The sequence below is a fragment of the Ferruginibacter profundus genome, assembly GCF_054783275.1.
The window spans coordinates 48,849-65,111 of the sequence record NZ_BAAGQW010000003.1 but is presented as its reverse complement, the minus strand read 5'-3'; the positions used below and the strand labels follow the sequence as shown (position 1 = coordinate 65,111).

At 40.9% G+C, this 16,263-nt stretch carries 12 protein-coding genes; 2 read left to right on the top strand and 10 right to left on the bottom strand.

The genetic code is table 11. The annotated features are described in order from the left end of the window. Positions 1-4: 4 nt before the first annotated feature. The 3 genes from ACYVM0_RS20085 to ACYVM0_RS20075 form a co-directional block, all read right to left on the bottom strand. Positions 5-268, bottom strand: a complete 264-nt coding sequence (locus ACYVM0_RS20085) for a hypothetical protein (protein ID WP_460560018.1) — start codon at positions 266-268, stop codon at positions 5-7. A gap of 30 nt (positions 269-298) precedes the next feature. Then, the gene (locus ACYVM0_RS20080; protein ID WP_460560016.1) at positions 299-955 is read right to left on the bottom strand and encodes a Rossmann-fold NAD(P)-binding domain-containing protein; all 657 of its coding nucleotides are present in this window, start codon (positions 953-955) and stop codon (positions 299-301) included. Between the two features lie 212 nt (positions 956-1,167). After that, the gene (locus ACYVM0_RS20075) at positions 1,168-2,388 is read right to left on the bottom strand and encodes an SIR2 family protein (RefSeq protein ID WP_460560014.1); all 1,221 of its coding nucleotides are present in this window, start codon (positions 2,386-2,388) and stop codon (positions 1,168-1,170) included. 468 nt (positions 2,389-2,856) lie between these two features. On the opposite strand from ACYVM0_RS20075, the gene fusA reads away from it, so the two are divergent. Next, complete coding sequence (gene fusA, locus ACYVM0_RS20070; protein WP_430987334.1) at positions 2,857-5,004, top strand: elongation factor G; 2,148 nt, start codon at positions 2,857-2,859, stop codon at positions 5,002-5,004. A 177-nt stretch (positions 5,005-5,181) separates the two neighbouring features. On the opposite strand, the gene ACYVM0_RS20065 is transcribed toward fusA, so the two are convergent. From ACYVM0_RS20065 to ACYVM0_RS20050, 4 genes are all read right to left on the bottom strand, one after another. Next, positions 5,182-7,983 (bottom strand): beta strand repeat-containing protein, encoded by a 2,802-nt coding sequence (locus ACYVM0_RS20065; RefSeq protein WP_460560012.1) that lies wholly within the window; start codon positions 7,981-7,983, stop codon positions 5,182-5,184. Positions 7,984-8,091: 108 nt separating this feature from the next. Next, positions 8,092-8,964 carry a hypothetical protein gene (locus ACYVM0_RS20060; protein ID WP_460560010.1) on the bottom strand — a complete coding sequence of 291 codons (873 nt, stop codon included), beginning with the start codon at positions 8,962-8,964 and terminating at the stop codon, positions 8,092-8,094. Between the two features lie 72 nt (positions 8,965-9,036). Then, a complete protein-coding gene (locus ACYVM0_RS20055) occupies positions 9,037-9,864 on the bottom strand; it encodes a hypothetical protein (protein ID WP_460560008.1) in 828 nt (275 codons plus the stop codon). 13 nt (positions 9,865-9,877) lie between these two features. Further along, positions 9,878-11,152, bottom strand: a complete 1,275-nt coding sequence (locus ACYVM0_RS20050) for a T9SS type A sorting domain-containing protein (RefSeq protein ID WP_460560006.1) — start codon at positions 11,150-11,152, stop codon at positions 9,878-9,880. 306 nt (positions 11,153-11,458) lie between these two features. On the opposite strand from ACYVM0_RS20050, the gene ACYVM0_RS20045 reads away from it, so the two are divergent. Next, complete coding sequence (locus ACYVM0_RS20045) at positions 11,459-13,654, top strand: B12-binding domain-containing radical SAM protein (protein WP_460560004.1); 2,196 nt, start codon at positions 11,459-11,461, stop codon at positions 13,652-13,654. A gap of 164 nt (positions 13,655-13,818) precedes the next feature. Here ACYVM0_RS20045 and ACYVM0_RS20040 read toward each other — a convergent pair whose 3' ends face one another. The 3 genes from ACYVM0_RS20040 to ACYVM0_RS20030 form a co-directional block, all read right to left on the bottom strand. Further along, positions 13,819-14,307 carry a nucleoside-triphosphatase gene (locus tag ACYVM0_RS20040; protein WP_460560002.1) on the bottom strand — a complete coding sequence of 163 codons (489 nt, stop codon included), beginning with the start codon at positions 14,305-14,307 and terminating at the stop codon, positions 13,819-13,821. Continuing rightward, complete coding sequence (locus tag ACYVM0_RS20035) at positions 14,297-15,328, bottom strand: hypothetical protein (RefSeq protein WP_460560000.1); 1,032 nt, start codon at positions 15,326-15,328, stop codon at positions 14,297-14,299. The genes ACYVM0_RS20040 and ACYVM0_RS20035 overlap by 11 nt, the downstream gene beginning before the upstream one ends. Before the next feature lie 108 nt (positions 15,329-15,436). Beyond that, positions 15,437-16,255, bottom strand: a complete 819-nt coding sequence (locus ACYVM0_RS20030; RefSeq protein ID WP_460559998.1) for an MOSC domain-containing protein — start codon at positions 16,253-16,255, stop codon at positions 15,437-15,439. Between the last annotated feature and the right edge of the window lie 8 nt (positions 16,256-16,263).

Genomic DNA, 16,263 nt, shown 5'->3' with positions numbered 1-16,263 from the left:
CAGCCTACTTCGTTTTTTTTCCTTTTTTAGGATCGCCGAATAGTTTTACAAAGAGATCGTAAAAATATTTTGACTGGTCTTTTGGTTTGCCCCACACCAATCTTGACGCCAGTAAAAACAAAGCTATCCATACAACGATCTGTAAAAAACGTGGCGGTATAATATACCAGATGATCAGTTGATCCGGTTGAGTGCTGCTGCTGTAGGAAGCGATTAAGCAGAAGGCAAGGGCAATCCCTGCAATGACCTCTATAATACGTTTTAGCATAAGTAGCGTTTTAGATGCGGTGCATGGATGTTATTGCTTTGCCAGTGCTTTAATATCTGCTATCTCCAGTATTGTTTTGGCATAACCAATTGTTGCCGTATTCACCATAGCACGGCCCAGTTCCTGCATGGTAATTATTTTTGATGGGGCAAGTGCTTTCATGATCCTTGCAATAAATTTATACAGGGCCTTCCAGTTTTTTTGTTCGGGAAAAGGCAGCATCACACCCGGCCTGAAATTATATGCTGCCTTAAAGCCCAGCTTTGCCAGGTCGTTTTCTGTTTTGCCTTTTACACGTGCCCACATTACTTTACCTTTTTCGCTGCTATCGGTAAGGCTGCCCGAAACATAAGTGAATACCATATTGTTATTTACAGCCAGTAATGATTTTGCAAATGCCATGGTGGTATCATAAGTAATATGCCTGAATTTTTCTTCCTTCATACCTACAGAGCTGATGCCGGCGCAGAAAAAACAGGCATCATAACCTGTTATAGCCGCAGCAAAATTATCCAGTTTAAAAAAATCCGGAACAATCAGTTCTTTCAGTTTGGGATGCTGTAATTCGTAATGTTTACGGGAAACGATGAGCACTTCCTGCACTTTGGGGTTTTGTAAACATTCCATCATCACACCTTCACCCACCATGCCTGTGGCACCGGTGATAATTACTTTTATATGGGCCATTGGTATTTGTATTTATGGTGTAAAGGTCGGGAGAAAAGTGGAGAACATGTGGTTGTTGAAAATTCAGTTTTTTTAACTGGTCATTTTATATACCCGGTACAAGTACCGGCACCGGTTTTTAAGAGTTTGCCTTGTATTTTACCGTGCCATTTAAATTGTAACACGTTAATGCTGTAGTATGCGGCATTTTTTTTAAGATGGATCATAATTATTTAAGTCGTACGGATTTCTTGTAAAATATCAGGTATTTCGGCATAAGTGTTTACCCAGATTGTTTTTATTCCAAACGAGTTTAAATCATTCTCTTCAAATGTTTCTACTGTTTCAATTAATGTATTGACTGTTTCTCCAAGTTCCAGCTTTGCGTTTGATTTTTCATTCAATAAATCCTTGTTCTGGTTCAATAAAATTTCCAGCGCTTTCTTAAGGTCCTCTTTTTTGTATTTTAATTTAAAAATAAAATGAGACCCTTTTGCAGCGGTTCGTTGCTGGTTGGCAATATCGAGTAAACGCCTGGTATTGGGATCTGTCAATGACGTTCCGATAAACAAACAGTTATTTTCTCTGAATTTATTTATCTGCACTATGTTGTTCCAGCTATAGGTATCTGTATACTGCTTATGGTAAATGTTTTCGCCAAATGTAATTTGATTTGCAGTGGTTAATTTTTCATTTTCAGGAAGAAAACCATGTACATGATAAATCGGGAACTCGCCGGTATCAACATCCATTCCTGTACCAAAGATTGATTTAAAAGGCAGGTCAACGCTTATTTTTCTGATACTCTGTTCTAAAATGTCATCAAAATTATATGTTATGATACTGTTTAGGTTGGGGCTTTTACCAGGGGCGATGCAAAATTTTACAATTTCGGTCATCAGTTGCGATACGGTATCTCTTTTGATCTCATCATATAAAATTTTTTGAACTGCTTCTTCAAATGACTGGTTATTATTTTCAAAATATTTTTGAAGATAACGACCCGCTATTAACGGACTTGGATTAAAAAGTTTTGAAAAAAGTTTTGATAATATGCCTGAAGCTTTTTTTTCTCTCTGCAGGGTTGTGACCATCAGCTTCTGAAGCAGCGTATCCCAGCTTGGTAAGCCATACGTCATAGATACACCGGCACCTAAAACAAATACAAGTTTTTCTTTTCTAAAACTTTGTTTGATATCAGAAATAGTGTCTGTTCTGATTGATTTTTTAAACTTACCTCCCAAAGAGGCTCTTATTTCTTTTAATGTTGTATTAAAGGATTTGATATCCGAAAAGTCGAGCCCGGCGGTTTTAATAAGTTCGCTGGAATAAATCGGAACATTGATCCTCGAATAGGATTCAATCAGGTCTTCTATTTTGGGCGCTGTTAATCTGGCTTTGGCATTAGCTCTTCGTGGTGCTTTAACGGCAGCCTTTTTTTTGGTTTGTGCCATATGGGTTTATTTACCGGGATTTATACCTTTCGTTGTAACTATAGGCTATTCTAAAAAGTAAAGCCCAGATAAAATCTTCTAAAAAAACTACAATTGCTTTAGAAGAATTCTGGAAATGATTCGGTCACCTACTAATATAATAAATGTGTATTATATATCCAAGTGAAATTATATTTTATTGTTATGTAGTATTCCATCCGGTACCCCTTGTTCATATTCCAAAATTCCTTACCTTTGCGGCGCTAAAAAGTACAGCAGTAAAGGATGGCGCAGTACTTATTTAGCATACTATGAGAGTAAAGTAAATCATATCAAACCCTTCCTGATAGCTTTCAGGAATCTACAGGGTAAAGTGTGCCGGCAGGTGTAAGTGCCGGGTTTTCAAGCAGATAATCAAGGTTTTAAAGTTCAATATTCAATATAGGACAGGAATCTATTCAACAACAAAAAAAACAAACAGTTAATACAATGGCAGATTTACGTTATCAACGCAACTTTGGTATTGCCGCTCACATTGATGCCGGTAAAACCACTACCACCGAACGTATATTATATTATACCGGTGTGAATCATAAAATAGGTGAGGTGCATGATGGTGCCGCCACCATGGACTGGATGGCCCAGGAACAGGAAAGAGGTATCACTATTACCAGTGCTGCTACCACCTGCTTTTGGAACTTCCCGATGGTGCAAAACAAAAAAACACCGGATACCAAACAATACAAATTCAACATTATCGATACTCCCGGTCACGTGGATTTTACTGTGGAAGTAGAACGTTCTTTACGTGTACTGGATGGTTTATTAGCCTTGTTCTGCGCCGTATCTGGTGTGGAGCCACAGAGCGAAACCGTTTGGCGCCAGGCCAACCGTTACAAAGTACCACGTATTGGTTTTGTAAACAAAATGGACAGAAGTGGTGCTGACTTTTTAAACGTGGTTAAACAGATCAAGGAAATGCTGGGTGCTAAAGCCGTGCCTTTGCAATTACCTATTGGTGCTGAAGACAACTTTAAAGGTGTGGTGGATCTGATTACCATGAAAGGTATGATATGGGATGAAGCAGGACAGGGTATGACCTACAATGAAGTGCCTATTCCTGAAGATATGCTGGAAGAAGTGAACGAATGGAGACAACACCTTGTAGAAGCTGTTGCAGAATACGATGATAAATTACTGGAAAAATTCTTTGATGATCCTAACAGCATTACAGAAGATGAAATGCACGAAGCGATCCGCAAAGCAACTATTGATATCTCTATCATCCCGATGATGTGTGGTTCATCTTTTAAAAACAAAGGTGTACAAACTGCATTGGATGCTATCGTTCGTTACCTGCCTGGTCCTTTGGATATTGAAGCGGTAAAAGGAACTGATCCTGATACAGGAGAAGAATTATTGCGTCACTCCGATCCTAAAGAACCATTCAGTGCTTTGGCATTTAAGATCATGACCGATCCGTTTGTGGGTCGTTTAGCATTCTTCCGTGCGTATAGCGGAAGGTTAGATTCAGGTTCTTACGTTTTAAATACCCGTACAGGTAAAAAAGAGCGTATCAGCCGTATCATGCAGATGCATGCCAACAAACAAAACCCGGTTGATTTTATTGAAGCCGGTGATATTGGTGCAGCTGTAGGATTTAAAGATATCAAAACAGGAGATACCTTGTGTAATGAAGATAACCCGATCGTTCTGGAAGCGATGACCTTCCCTGAACCGGTTATCAGTGTGGCAGTTGAACCAAAAACACAGGCCGACGTTGATAAAATGGGTATGGCTATTGCTAAGCTGGTAGAAGAAGATCCTACCTTACGTGTAAAGACAGACGAAGAAACCGGCCAGACCATTTTAAGTGGAATGGGTGAGTTACACTTAGAGATCATTGTTGATCGTATGCGTCGTGAGTTTAAGGTTGAAATTAACCAGGGTGCACCACAGGTGGCTTATAAAGAAGCGTTCCATAACACTATCGAACACCGTGAAACGTTGAAGAAACAAACGGGTGGTCGTGGTAAATTTGCGGATATCATTTTCTCTATCGGCCCTGCTGATGAAGAATTTTTGAAAGAAGGTAAATCAAACTTCCAGTTTGTAAACAGTTTGTTTGGTGGATCTATTCCTAAGGAATTTGTTCCTGCCATTCAGAAAGGTTTTGAAAGTGCAATGACAACCGGCGTTCTTGCAGGTTACCCGATGGAAAGCATGAAAGTCGTAGTGAAGGACGGATCTTTCCACCAGGTGGATAGTGATGCGATGAGTTTTGAACTTTGTGCCAAGCAAGGTTACCGTGAAGCAGGCCGCAAGGCTAAACCGGTATTGTTAGAGCCTATCATGAAAGTGGAAGTGTTAACACCAGACCAGTACATGGGTGATGTAACGGGTGACCTTAACCGCCGTCGTGGTATGCTGGAAGGTATGGATAGCAAACATGGTGTACAGGTTATTAAAGCCAAGGTGCCATTAAGCGAAATGTTTGGTTATGTTACGCAATTGCGTTCATTATCAAGTGGCCGTGCTACTTCTACCATGGAGTTCAGTCATTACAATCCTGCACCAAATAACATTGCAGAAGAAGTAATGGCAAAAGCAAAAGGTAAAATGAAGATTGAAGAGTAATGTAGACCAGCTTTTAATAGAGGCCCCATTCTGAAAGGAATGGGGTTCTTTTTTTTGTAAGAAAAATTAGCCGCAGTTACAGCAGAAGACAAAGGAGGAAGCAAGAATTGCTTTTTTCTTTTTTATATGGGCATACTTTTTACCAGCCCCCGGGCTAGTGGCCATTTCAACAACGTTTTATTGCAGCCTGATAATTTTAAGTACATGCTGCCCGGTGCCGGTTAACGGAGTGGCAGTACCAATTTCGGCACCGCAGGAAATGGTAACCGTTTGCCCTGCAGTGATACTGATAATAGTGTTGCCCGATACTGTAGCAATGATATTGCTGCCGGAACGGTAACCGGATACATATTTTTCCATATCCACCACACTGTTTACAATGATCTGGTTGGCAATTTGCTCCTGGGTATTGGAGCCACTGAAGGTATAGCCATTGTTTACAATGATCTCGTACAGCCCCGTGGCCGGAGCAGTAAATGCGCCTGTTGTGGTGCTGTAGGCAGAGCCAATATTGGTATTGGTACTGTTGTATACAATAGTGGTAAAAGTTGCTGAGGGCGTATATGCGGTTGTTTTACGTGCATCAACCAGTATCTGAGGAAAACTTACTGCTGCAATTTTTTTAATTACACCCGTACCTGAAGAAGCTACCAGTAAACTGTCTGTTGATAAACCTGTTTGCAGACCGGCTAATGATAAAGTGTTGGATGCACCTGTATTTATAGTGGTGGCCTGTGTTAAGGTTCCTCCCAGTTGCGCTGTACCGCTAGTAGTGGTCAATCCATTGCTGGTAGCGGCTACTACGTTTACTGCAGGTGAACTGGCAACACCATTTACCGTGCTGGTTAAGGCACCGTTGGAAAGTGTAAGTGCATTGGTATTAATAATATTTACACCGCTACCTGTAACGCCGTTTACGGTTGTAAATAATGTGTTGATATAGGAAGTATTTGATACCGAACTAACACTAAGGCTGGTGTCTGTAATACCATTTACCGTAGTGGTGAGTGTATTACCTGACATGCTTATTGTATTGGTTGTAGCCGGTATAATGGAGGCAAGACTGATTGCAGTACTTGCAATACCATTCACAGTAGTAGTTAAATTATTCCCCGATAAATTATTGGAAATTGAATTTACTATCGGTACTGCGGTACCCGTTACGCCATTTATTGTAGTGGTCAAGTTATTAACTGAAGAAGTATTTGCTACTGTACTTACCGCATTACCGGTTGCTGTAACACCATTTACTGTGCTGGTAAGTGTGTTGCCTGATAAAGCCAGGGTATTGGTAGTGGCGGGTAAAAGACCTGCAAGGTTCAACGGAGCACTTGTAATACCATTTACAGTAGTAGTTAAATTGCCGCCCGACATATTATTGGATATCGTATTAATGATGGGTACTGCTGCACCCGTAATACCATTCACGGTAGTGGTTAAAGTATTGGCAGCCGTAGTATTGGAAATTGAATTTACCAGATTTACTGTATTGCCAGTAACACCGTTTACCGAAGTGGTTAAATTATTATTTGTTGATGTGCTGCTTACACTGCTTACCGTGTTACTATTGGCAGTAATACCATTAACGGTACTGGTAAGTGTATTGCCTGATAAATTAAGGCTGTTGATGGTAGATGGAATTAAGCCGGAAAGATTTACGCCTGCACCTGTAACGCCATTAACGGTAGTAGTTAAATTGGTACCCGATAAAGTATTGGAAACAGAATTGATGATGGGTACAGAAGTGCCTGTAATGCCATTTACGGTAGTAGTTAAAGTGTTGTTGTTGGAATTGTTTGATACGGAATTTACAATGGGTACTGCGGTACCGGTAACCCCGTTTACAGTGGTGCTTAAACTATTGGGTGCATTGTTGGTATTACTTACCGTGATGGAAGTACTAACAGCGGCGGGTACCCATGCACTGCCATTCCAGGTTAATACCTGCCCGTTGCTGGCACCGGTGGTGGTACCCAGTGGCGAGCCATTTATTTTTGATACCACTGCTGCACCCAAATTGCCTGTAACATCGCCGGTAATATTTGCGGTTAATGCTGTGGTGGCAACACCATTAACGGTGCTGATGAGTTGATTGCTGCCATTTTGTGTAAGGGCATTGGTATTAATAATATTTACCGTTGCGCCTGCTACGCCATTCACTGTAGTTTTTAGTGTATTGGCAGCTGATGTATTGGATACCGTATTTACTATTGGTATGGCTGTACCTGTAATGCCATTTACAGTAGTGGTTAAGCTGTTGGGGGCAGTATTGGTATTGCTTACTGTAGTAGCAGGTAGTGAAACAGCTGCCGGTTCCCATTTGGTGGTAGCTGTATTATAAGTTAACACCTGTCCGTTCGTTGGTGTGGTAGTTGCAATGTCTTTGCCCTGCAATTGGTTGGCATTCCAGTAAGCCGCAGTATTATTAATAGTTGCGGTAGTGGAGGCGTTGGTTACTGCGGCAGGGGTGGTTGCAGTAACAGTGCCGGTTTTGTTATTAAATGTAGTCCAGTCGGCTGCAGATAATGCGCCTCTGCCGGTGGCAGATGCCGATGGTATATTAAATGTATGTACCGTGCCGGAGGATACAATATTGAAATCGGTACCGGTGGTGCCGGTTGTAAATGTTTGGGTTGAATTGGTGAGTCCGTTTAATGATGTAATGGCATTACCGGATAATAAGTTTGAAAACAACCTGGTGGTTATATTGCCTGCATCGTCTGTAGTTACAATTTTGGTATTGGTGGTATTATTGCCAATACCCTGTAATCTTACGGTGCCGGTTGTGTGCAGTTGTGCAGTAGGGGAGGCCGTGCCTATACCAATACTGCCTGTATTTTTATTGTAAATATTATTGCCCGAAATTTTCCATTTGCTGCTGTCTACCAGGATTTTTGTTCCCTTTGGGTCAACGGCTATTTGTGCAATGCCGTGCAGCGAAATACAAAATAAAATTGAGAGTATGCAGATCTTTTTCATCGGGATTAATTTGCGTTTACAGCAACCCGCTTTATATTTTAATAAAACGGGTTGCTAAAACAGCGTATTTTATAAATTAAACTAAGCAATAGTGAAAACAGTGTACTATTATTTAACCCACTGAACTTCTATTACATCATCGGCTGCAATAAGTGCTGCCATGGCAGAGGTTAAGGTAACACTACCTGCAGTTACAGTATAATCGGTAGTGGCAAGTAATTTAACACCATTTCTGTATACAGATACTTTAGAAACCTGGGCCGGCATATTGGCTACCGCAAAAGTTGCCTGGGTAGCAGTGGCTGTGTAGTTCTGGTCGCCGCTTTGTAATAAAGATTCTGCAGCTACTTTTTTCAATGTACCATCAGTAGTAGTTACTACAAGGCTGTCGGTAGCCAGGTCACCTGCCTGTAAACCGGTTATCTTTAAAGTGTTGGTGGCATCTGTACCAATAGTGGTGGCTTTGTTTAAAGCACCGCCTAATTCAACACCATTACCGGTTTTGGTTAAACCATTACCAAAGGTTAGTGCATTAAATAATGATGATGCAGAAATATATTTTACCTGCCCGGTTGTCGGGTTTACTACCATTACACTGTCGGTGGTGTTTGAACCGGACTGCAAACCTGTGATGGCTAAAAAGTTAGCGGCAGTAGTGGCAATAGTTGTAGGTTGAATTAATTCGCCACCTAACTGTACCGTTTGGCCGTTTTTAGTTAAGCCGTTATTGGCTGCATTGGTGTAGGGAGACAGCATGCTGGCAGTATCTGAATATCTTACCACGTCATTCTGGCTCTGGTGTAACTGGCTGGGTGTAACATACAAAATGGTACTATCTGCTTTTGTAATAACAGCTGTTGAACTGTCGAGAACCCATTTAATAGTTCCTTTGTTGTCGATAACTTTTGTTGGTACTTTTTGAGCGCTTGCAGTAAAACCAATACCAAGTGCTAATGCGGAGAGAAGTAAGACTTTTTTCATTTGTTTTGTTTTTGTTTTTTTTTCCTGTTATCAGATTTTTTGGATACAAGAATGATTAATAATTGATTGTTGTTATAGTAATTGAATAATTCTGATTTCATCACCGGCGTTGCAGGCCACTTCTGCTATAACCGAGGTGGCGGTATTTTTTGTACAGGATATCAATACTCCATTCCTGTACAGTGATACTTTATCAATATCAGTAATTACTGCCGGGGTATTAAAAATGGTCTGGCCATTGCTTGCCACAAGCGTAGTATTTTTTTTCTGTACCGAAACAAAGCTTGCTGCCGACACCATTTTTACTCTTCCGTCAGCCGGGTTAGCTACTAAAAAACTATCGGTAAGTGTGTTGCCGGCGGTAATAGAATCGATCACCAGCTGGCCTTTTACCTGCAATGCTGCGGTGGGGGTTATTGTGCCAATGCCTATCCACCCGTCTGCAGTTATGCGCATGCGCTCCGTGTTATTGGTCTTAATTACCAGTGGCGCATTATCAGTAGTGCCTAAAAAGTTTGATGCCGTTGTATTACTGTTGCCCGTAACATTCCAGCTTTCATTACCCGAAGGGCCACCCGAAGGTCCGGATGGATTGACCCAGATCCATTTGGTGCCGTCACAATAATACAGGCCGGCAGCAATTGTACCGTTTGCAGTAGTGTTGTATACCAGCATACCTTTTACAAAGCCTGATAAGGGGGCAGGGTTAGTAGTTGCTGTTAAAGCAAGCCTGGGCAGCAGCAAACCCTTGTTATTGGTTTCCAATTCTAAAATGGCATTCGGGTTAAGTGTGGTAGGGTTCTGGCCTACTTTTACCTGGGCAAGTAAACGGGGGCTGTAAGCGATTGCTACCGCAAACAACATTATTGAAACCACACTATGTAAAAACCTTTTTTTCATGGGTATTAATAAATTACTGCTTGATAAGTTTTTGTACGGTGCCAACAGGTACCCCGTTTTCTCCCATTATAGTTAACAGGTATGTTCCTGCCGCAAATGCTGATACATTTACCGGTAAAATATTTGGCCCTGCACTAACCTGTATTGTAGTAATGGATAATCTCTGGCCGAGTGTATTACTGATCACAAGCGTTGCTTTTCCCTGGTAGTGTGTGCCAAATTTCAGGTACACGGTACTGGTAGCTACTGCAGGATTGGGATAAACCATCATGTATTCATTACCTGAACAGCTGCTACGGCACAAAGCAATATTGGAATAGGTATAAACTCCGTCTTTGTCAATCATTTTTAAACGATAGTAGTACAGGCCTGAAGCTTGTGATACTGTAAGGCTGTAATCAGTAACCGAGCTTCCTCCTTTTGCTTTTACAGTAGTAACCACAGTGTAGTTACTGTTATCAGTACTTTGCTGCAAAACAAATTCTTTGGTATTGATCTCGTTTAAAGTTGTCCATTTAATTACCGCACTGCAATTGCCGGCTGCTGCATCAAAGCTTTCTAACTTCAAAGGAAGTGTTCCGGAAACGCTTCCCACTGCTATAGCGGTAATACCTGCTATCATTGTTCCGCTTAAAGTGCTGTTCTCTGTATTACCATTTGCTGCAGGTGCTCCGCTAAGGTCGGTCCAGCTTACTCCGTTCCATCCCACCAAACGTAAGCTGGAGGCAAGCCCGAAATGCGTCATATCGGGTATGCTTACTGTTATGGTAAGGCCTTCACCTGTACCGGTTGTTGTTGGTCCCAGGTTTCCGGCATCACCTACCTGCCAGTCCCATTGGCCTGCCGTGCTTACTGCAACAATTGGTGCTGTAACAGAAAATACACTGTGTGTGCCAGCATAAGGTGCTGTAGGGTCGGCAGTAATGCCAGGGTCTCCCTTGATCCAAGCTGTAGCATAAGCATCCGTTACAGATGCCGGGGAAGATATTTCCAGTGTTCTCAGGTCATCGCCACTGCCAACCGGGAATATAAAAGGACTGTTGCCATACTTTTTTATGTAACCATTTATGTTTGCAATATCAGAACAGCCGGTAAATGCTGCTGTATTGATAGCGCTGAAATAGCCCGGTACTGATGTTCTTTCCGTACTCCAGCCAATGTTTCCCGAAGCAGGGATATCCATTATACTACTATTAACCAGCTCAGCATTAGAAAACACATGGTTACCTTGTGCATATCCTGTTAGCATGGATATGGTGATGGTTACGATGAGGAGTAATGTTTTCATTTTTTGATGTTAAAGCGTGGTCTTAAGTGTTGTGGCACAGGGTAAACATGATTGATGCCAGTTTTTAAGTACCTGTTTACCAGCTGATTAGAAAATTCATTGGTTTCGGTTTTTCCATTTTCCGGAACAATCTTCCGAAAAAGAAAAATTGTACAGATTATGGAATGACCAGGCGGTAGTTTGGCAGGCAACAGCCGCAGCTGCATTCAGAATAACAATAAGATGGCTCAACAGGTGTAACAGGCCGGAAAGAGATGTATATTCAACAGATTAGTTCACTTATTTTTGCGGTCTAAATATTTTCATTTGAGTGCTCCTGTTTTTTTATTAACGCCGCCATTTACACAACTCAATACACCATATCCTGCAACGGCATACCTGAAGGGTTTTTTAAATACCAGGAGCATCAGCAGCTTCCAGGCCGACCTTGGCATTGAGGTAACCATTGCTTTGTTTAGTAAAAATGGATTGCAACAATTATTTGCTGCGATTGATAAACACAAGGAATTGTCATCAAATACTAAGCGCATCATTGCTTTGCAGGATGATTATATTAATACGATTGATGCCGTCATTCTTTTTTTGCAGGGAAAAAATCCTGCCATGGCACCATTGATCTGTAAAAGGGATTTTTTGCCCGAAGCATCAAGGTTTGCACAAACCGATGACCTGGCCTGGGCCTTTGGCAGCATGGGCATACAGGACAAAGCAAAACATCTGGCTACATTGTATTTAGAAGACCTGAGTGACCTGATAAAAGAATGTGTGGATGAACATTTTGGCTTCAGCCGCTATGCAGAAAAATTAGGCCGGAGTGCTAACAGCTTTGATGAATTGTATAACGAGTTGCAAAAAGAATATACTTACCTGGATAAAATACTGCTTGCTATTTTGGAAAAGAAGATGCTGGACGTGCAACCAAAACTGGTTTGTATCTCTGTTCCTTTTCCGGGGAATTTATATACTTCCTTACGTTGCGGCCAATGGATAAAGCAGCATTACCCCAATGTGAAAGTATGTATGGGAGGTGGTTTTGCCAATACCGAATTGCGGTCGCTTACAGATGTACGGGTATTTGAATTTTATGATTTTATTACCCTGGATGATGGTGAAGCGCCAATAGAAAACCTGTTTGCTTTTACAGAAGGAAAAAAAACTATTGCTGAATTAAAGCGTACTTTTTTATTGCAGGATGGAAAAGTAACCTATATCAATAACAGGGCCTGCACCGATTACAAACAAGGCCAGGTAGGCACACCAGACTACAGCGATTTTTTACTGGATCAATATATTTCTGCTATAGAAGTGGTAAACCCGATGCATAGTTTGTGGAGTGATGGCCGCTGGAATAAACTAACGATGGCGCATGGCTGCTATTGGGGTAAATGTACCTTTTGTGATATCAGTTTAGATTATATTAAACTTTACGAACCCATCACCGCAGCATTACTCTGCAACCGCATGGAGGAGATCATTGCCCAAACCGGGCAAAATGGTTTTCATTTTGTAGATGAAGCAGCACCGCCGGCATTAATGAGGGCCCTTAGCCTGGAGATCATCAAAAGAAAATTAGTGGTGAGCTGGTGGGCCAATATCCGTTTTGAAAAAAGCTTTACCCGTGACCTGTGTTTGTTGTTGAAAGCCGCCGGCTGCATTGCCGTATCGGGTGGGCTGGAAGTAGCATCGGACAGGTTGTTACAATTAATTGATAAGGGCATTACCGTGGCGCAGGTAGCTAAAGTAAATAAACATTTTACAGAAGCCGGCATAATGGTGCATGCATACCTGATGTATGGTTTTCCTACACAAACCGCACAGGAAACCATTGACTCTTTAGAAATGGTGCGGCAATTATTTGAAGCCGGTGTATTACAATCTGCCTTCTGGCATTTGTTTACCATGACGGCGCACAGTCCTGTAGGATTGAACCCTGCAAAATATAAAGTGCAGAAACTAACGGAAACGGTTGGCAGCTTTGCTAATAACGATATTGTGCATATAGACCCTACAGGCGCTGATCATGAAAGTTTTAGTTTCGGGTTAAAGAAATCCTTACTCAACTATATGCATGGTGCCTGCTTTGATGTGCCCTTGTATAAATGGTTTGATTTTAAAACGCCTAAAACATCCATTGCTCCCGATTATATTGCGACGCTTTTAACCGAAGAAGAATATAATGCAGTTAAGCCCAATACCAAAGTGGTATGGCTGGGCAACACACCCGTAGTGGAAACCTATACCAAATCAAAAAAAGGCAATCACTGGGAAATGTGTTCACTTACTTTTGAAACCAAAAAAGAAACACTGGATATTAAAACGGATAAGGAGCAGGGGCTGTGGCTGGCTGATATGATCGCACAATTATCAGTACATAATATAAAAACTCTTTCTCTTACCGAAGTAAAAGCCTCTTACGAAAATGCCGGCCTGGGCGATTTTGAATTGTTCTGGGATAATAAACCGGTAAATACATTGTATAAGGCGGGGTTACTGCAGTTGTAGCCGTAGCAATAAGTAAGCTGTCAGGCTGAGCTTGCCGAAGCCGGGCTAGTTAGGAAAAGAAGCTGTCATAGCATCAACCCGCCTTTGACAAGCTCAGGCCGACAACATTCCTGCTTATGCTGACGGTATTATAATTGTAAAAGCCCCGGATCAATAAAAAATTATTATTGTTGTATTTTAAAATGTTTTTTCATTTCCGCAATATTTAATACTAGCGGATTTTGTAAATCAAAAACTGCGATCATTTCATCAACCAACGATTGCCGCACCACTATTATCAAAGCAGAGTTAAATGTTGCTGATAAAATTTCTTTAAAAGATTGATACAAACCCTGCTGCTTTCTTACTTCCAACGGCCCTATCTCATCAATAATTAAATACCCCGCATTTTTATCCGCAGCCAATAATATATTATTAGCTTTTGTAAATGCAGCTGCTGAAAATAAATATTTGCCAATGGCTAATGGTTCTTCATTACCAAGGGCTTCCATATCAAAATATTTCTTTTCTGCAATATCATAAAACATACGTTTACTGTTTACAACGGGCGTAAGTATGCCGGCCACATTGGGCTGCTGCAAGCAGAACTGCTGCAGCAAAGTGGTTTTGCCTGTTTGTATTTCTCCTGTTAAAATGATGACCTTATGGCTCATGATGTACGATCAGTAAGACGGTGTTGCTGATAAAACTTTTAAAGCGTAGCCATTTACCGGGTTGTTGAGAAAGCTGCCAGCTTTGTTGTAAAATTATTTTTATTCCAGGGAGTAAGGCAATTACCTGCTGCAATGCATTGCCATTTTTTTCTTTATAACGGGCTACCCATTTTTGAATTTGCATACGCAGCAAGGGCGTAATAAAATAATTCCACACTAAAATAATGATCACTGCCCGTATAATTAATTCTGCAATTTTTGATTTTGAAAAACTATTGCTGAAAAAAGGCAGGTAAGAAAATACCAGCATCAATAACATCAGGCCTCCGAAAATTAATGTGAACCATTTTTTTCTTTTGGTTGATTTTGCATTGGTAAAAACAGCTTCTTCTGCGGCGGGTAAATTATTCAATTGCTGTAATAATGTGCTGGACTGGTTACCTTGCTGCACACTTGTAATGATCCTGGTATTCAGTAAACCTCCCACAATGCCTGCCACTAAATAACAGCTGATATAAAATAAAATGATGTATAAAGAATAATGTACCGCATTTTTTATAAAGGACTGTGTTATTTTATTCAGAAAAATATCGATGGCCTGCCAGAAGCCTTTCCCAAAAACAATGGTGAGTATCAGCAAGTGCTGAAAAGCAGAGTAGAGCAACGAAAATAAAGTAAGTATAAATGCGGCGGGCTTTATAAATCTTCTGTTTAAAAATAATACTTCGCCAACAGCACCTTGTATTAAAACTGCCACGTAAGCCATGGGTGGTGTATGCGGACTCAAAATAAATTTAACCGCAATTACCAATAATGTTGCTTTTAGTATTTCGCCTTTTTTAGTATTGCCCAATGCGATTAATGTAATGCACACCGATGCCACAAAGGATAATACCAGCCCTGCAAAGGGTATTTGCAGGCCATGTAAAATGCCTCCCATAAAAGCTTCGCTAAAAGCCCATAATGCAGTAATGCGAAGGGTTACATTGGTTTTATAAAATTCTTTATTGATCAGGTTCATGAATAGGTTTGTTTTAAAAAGTTGTCTGCATAAAAAACTTATCTTCCCTTTGATAAGCAGCCTGCCTCAGGCCAGCTTCCTGAAACAATTGGCTGGCAACTTTTAATTTTAAATAAAAGGTTCCTGTTGTTTCACTATTTTTATTTCATCACCGGTATTGATGATACCATTTTGTTGTTGCAAAACATTTTGCCCGAAATAAATTTTATTGTTTTTCATTCTGTAGCCAGCTAAAGTTTTTAATGGTTCTTTACCTGCTGCGGCAGTTTGCTGGTTAATGGTGGTCATAACACAACGGGAGCAGGGTTTAACACCTAAAAAGTGAAGTGCATTAATTTCAAATGCTGCCAGTTCATCTTCAATGTGTGCATGGCCGCCCGTAAAAACTATATTGGGCCTGAAGCGTGTGATTGGCAACGGGTCTTTTAATTTTTCATTCAGGTTATCCAATGATGCCTGCCCGATCATGAGGATAGGATAACCATCAGAAAAAGAAGTGATCTCATCATGGGCAGCATATCTTTTGTCCACCATTCTCCTGGTATCATCAGGCATGTACACCAGTTTGCATTTTGTGTTTAGCATTTCGCTGAACCAATCATTGTGAGCATCGCTCACTTCAATAGCAGTGCAAACATCATCCCAAACGGTTACTGCAATCATTTTTTTTGATTCCGTAAAAAACGGAATATCGATCGACAAGTCAGCATCATTGTATTTTGAAACTGTAAATCCATTTACGGATTCAGCTACATGCAACAACACCATCTGTGGATGGGTGCGTTGTGTTAAAAACATATTTTGTTCGTCCACCAGCATCCACCTTCTGTCGTGTTTAAAACCCGTATTGGTAATTTCAACAGCTGGCTTTGCAATGCCACCCAAAGATTTTATGGGATAGATAAATAATTGACTTACCTGTAACATATTGCAAA

Excerpts from the sequence above, each read along its gene's own strand:
- ACYVM0_RS20085 (WP_460560018.1), bottom strand. The coding sequence starts at position 268 with ATGCTAAAACGTATTATAGAGGTCATTGCAGGGATTGCCCTTGCCTTC.
- ACYVM0_RS20080 (WP_460560016.1), bottom strand. The coding sequence starts at position 955 with ATGGCCCATATAAAAGTAATTATCACCGGTGCCACAGGCATGGTGGGT.
- ACYVM0_RS20075 (WP_460560014.1), bottom strand. The coding sequence starts at position 2,388 with ATGGCACAAACCAAAAAAAAGGCTGCCGTTAAAGCACCACGAAGAGCT.
- fusA (WP_430987334.1), top strand. The coding sequence starts at position 2,857 with ATGGCAGATTTACGTTATCAACGCAACTTTGGTATTGCCGCTCACATT.
- ACYVM0_RS20065 (WP_460560012.1), bottom strand. The coding sequence starts at position 7,983 with ATGAAAAAGATCTGCATACTCTCAATTTTATTTTGTATTTCGCTGCAC.
- ACYVM0_RS20060 (WP_460560010.1), bottom strand. The coding sequence starts at position 8,964 with ATGAAAAAAGTCTTACTTCTCTCCGCATTAGCACTTGGTATTGGTTTT.
- ACYVM0_RS20055 (WP_460560008.1), bottom strand. The coding sequence starts at position 9,864 with ATGAAAAAAAGGTTTTTACATAGTGTGGTTTCAATAATGTTGTTTGCG.
- ACYVM0_RS20050 (WP_460560006.1), bottom strand. The coding sequence starts at position 11,152 with ATGAAAACATTACTCCTCATCGTAACCATCACCATATCCATGCTAACA.
- ACYVM0_RS20040 (WP_460560002.1), bottom strand. The coding sequence starts at position 14,307 with ATGAGCCATAAGGTCATCATTTTAACAGGAGAAATACAAACAGGCAAA.
- ACYVM0_RS20035 (WP_460560000.1), bottom strand. The coding sequence starts at position 15,328 with ATGAACCTGATCAATAAAGAATTTTATAAAACCAATGTAACCCTTCGC.
- ACYVM0_RS20030 (WP_460559998.1), bottom strand. The coding sequence starts at position 16,255 with ATGTTACAGGTAAGTCAATTATTTATCTATCCCATAAAATCTTTGGGT.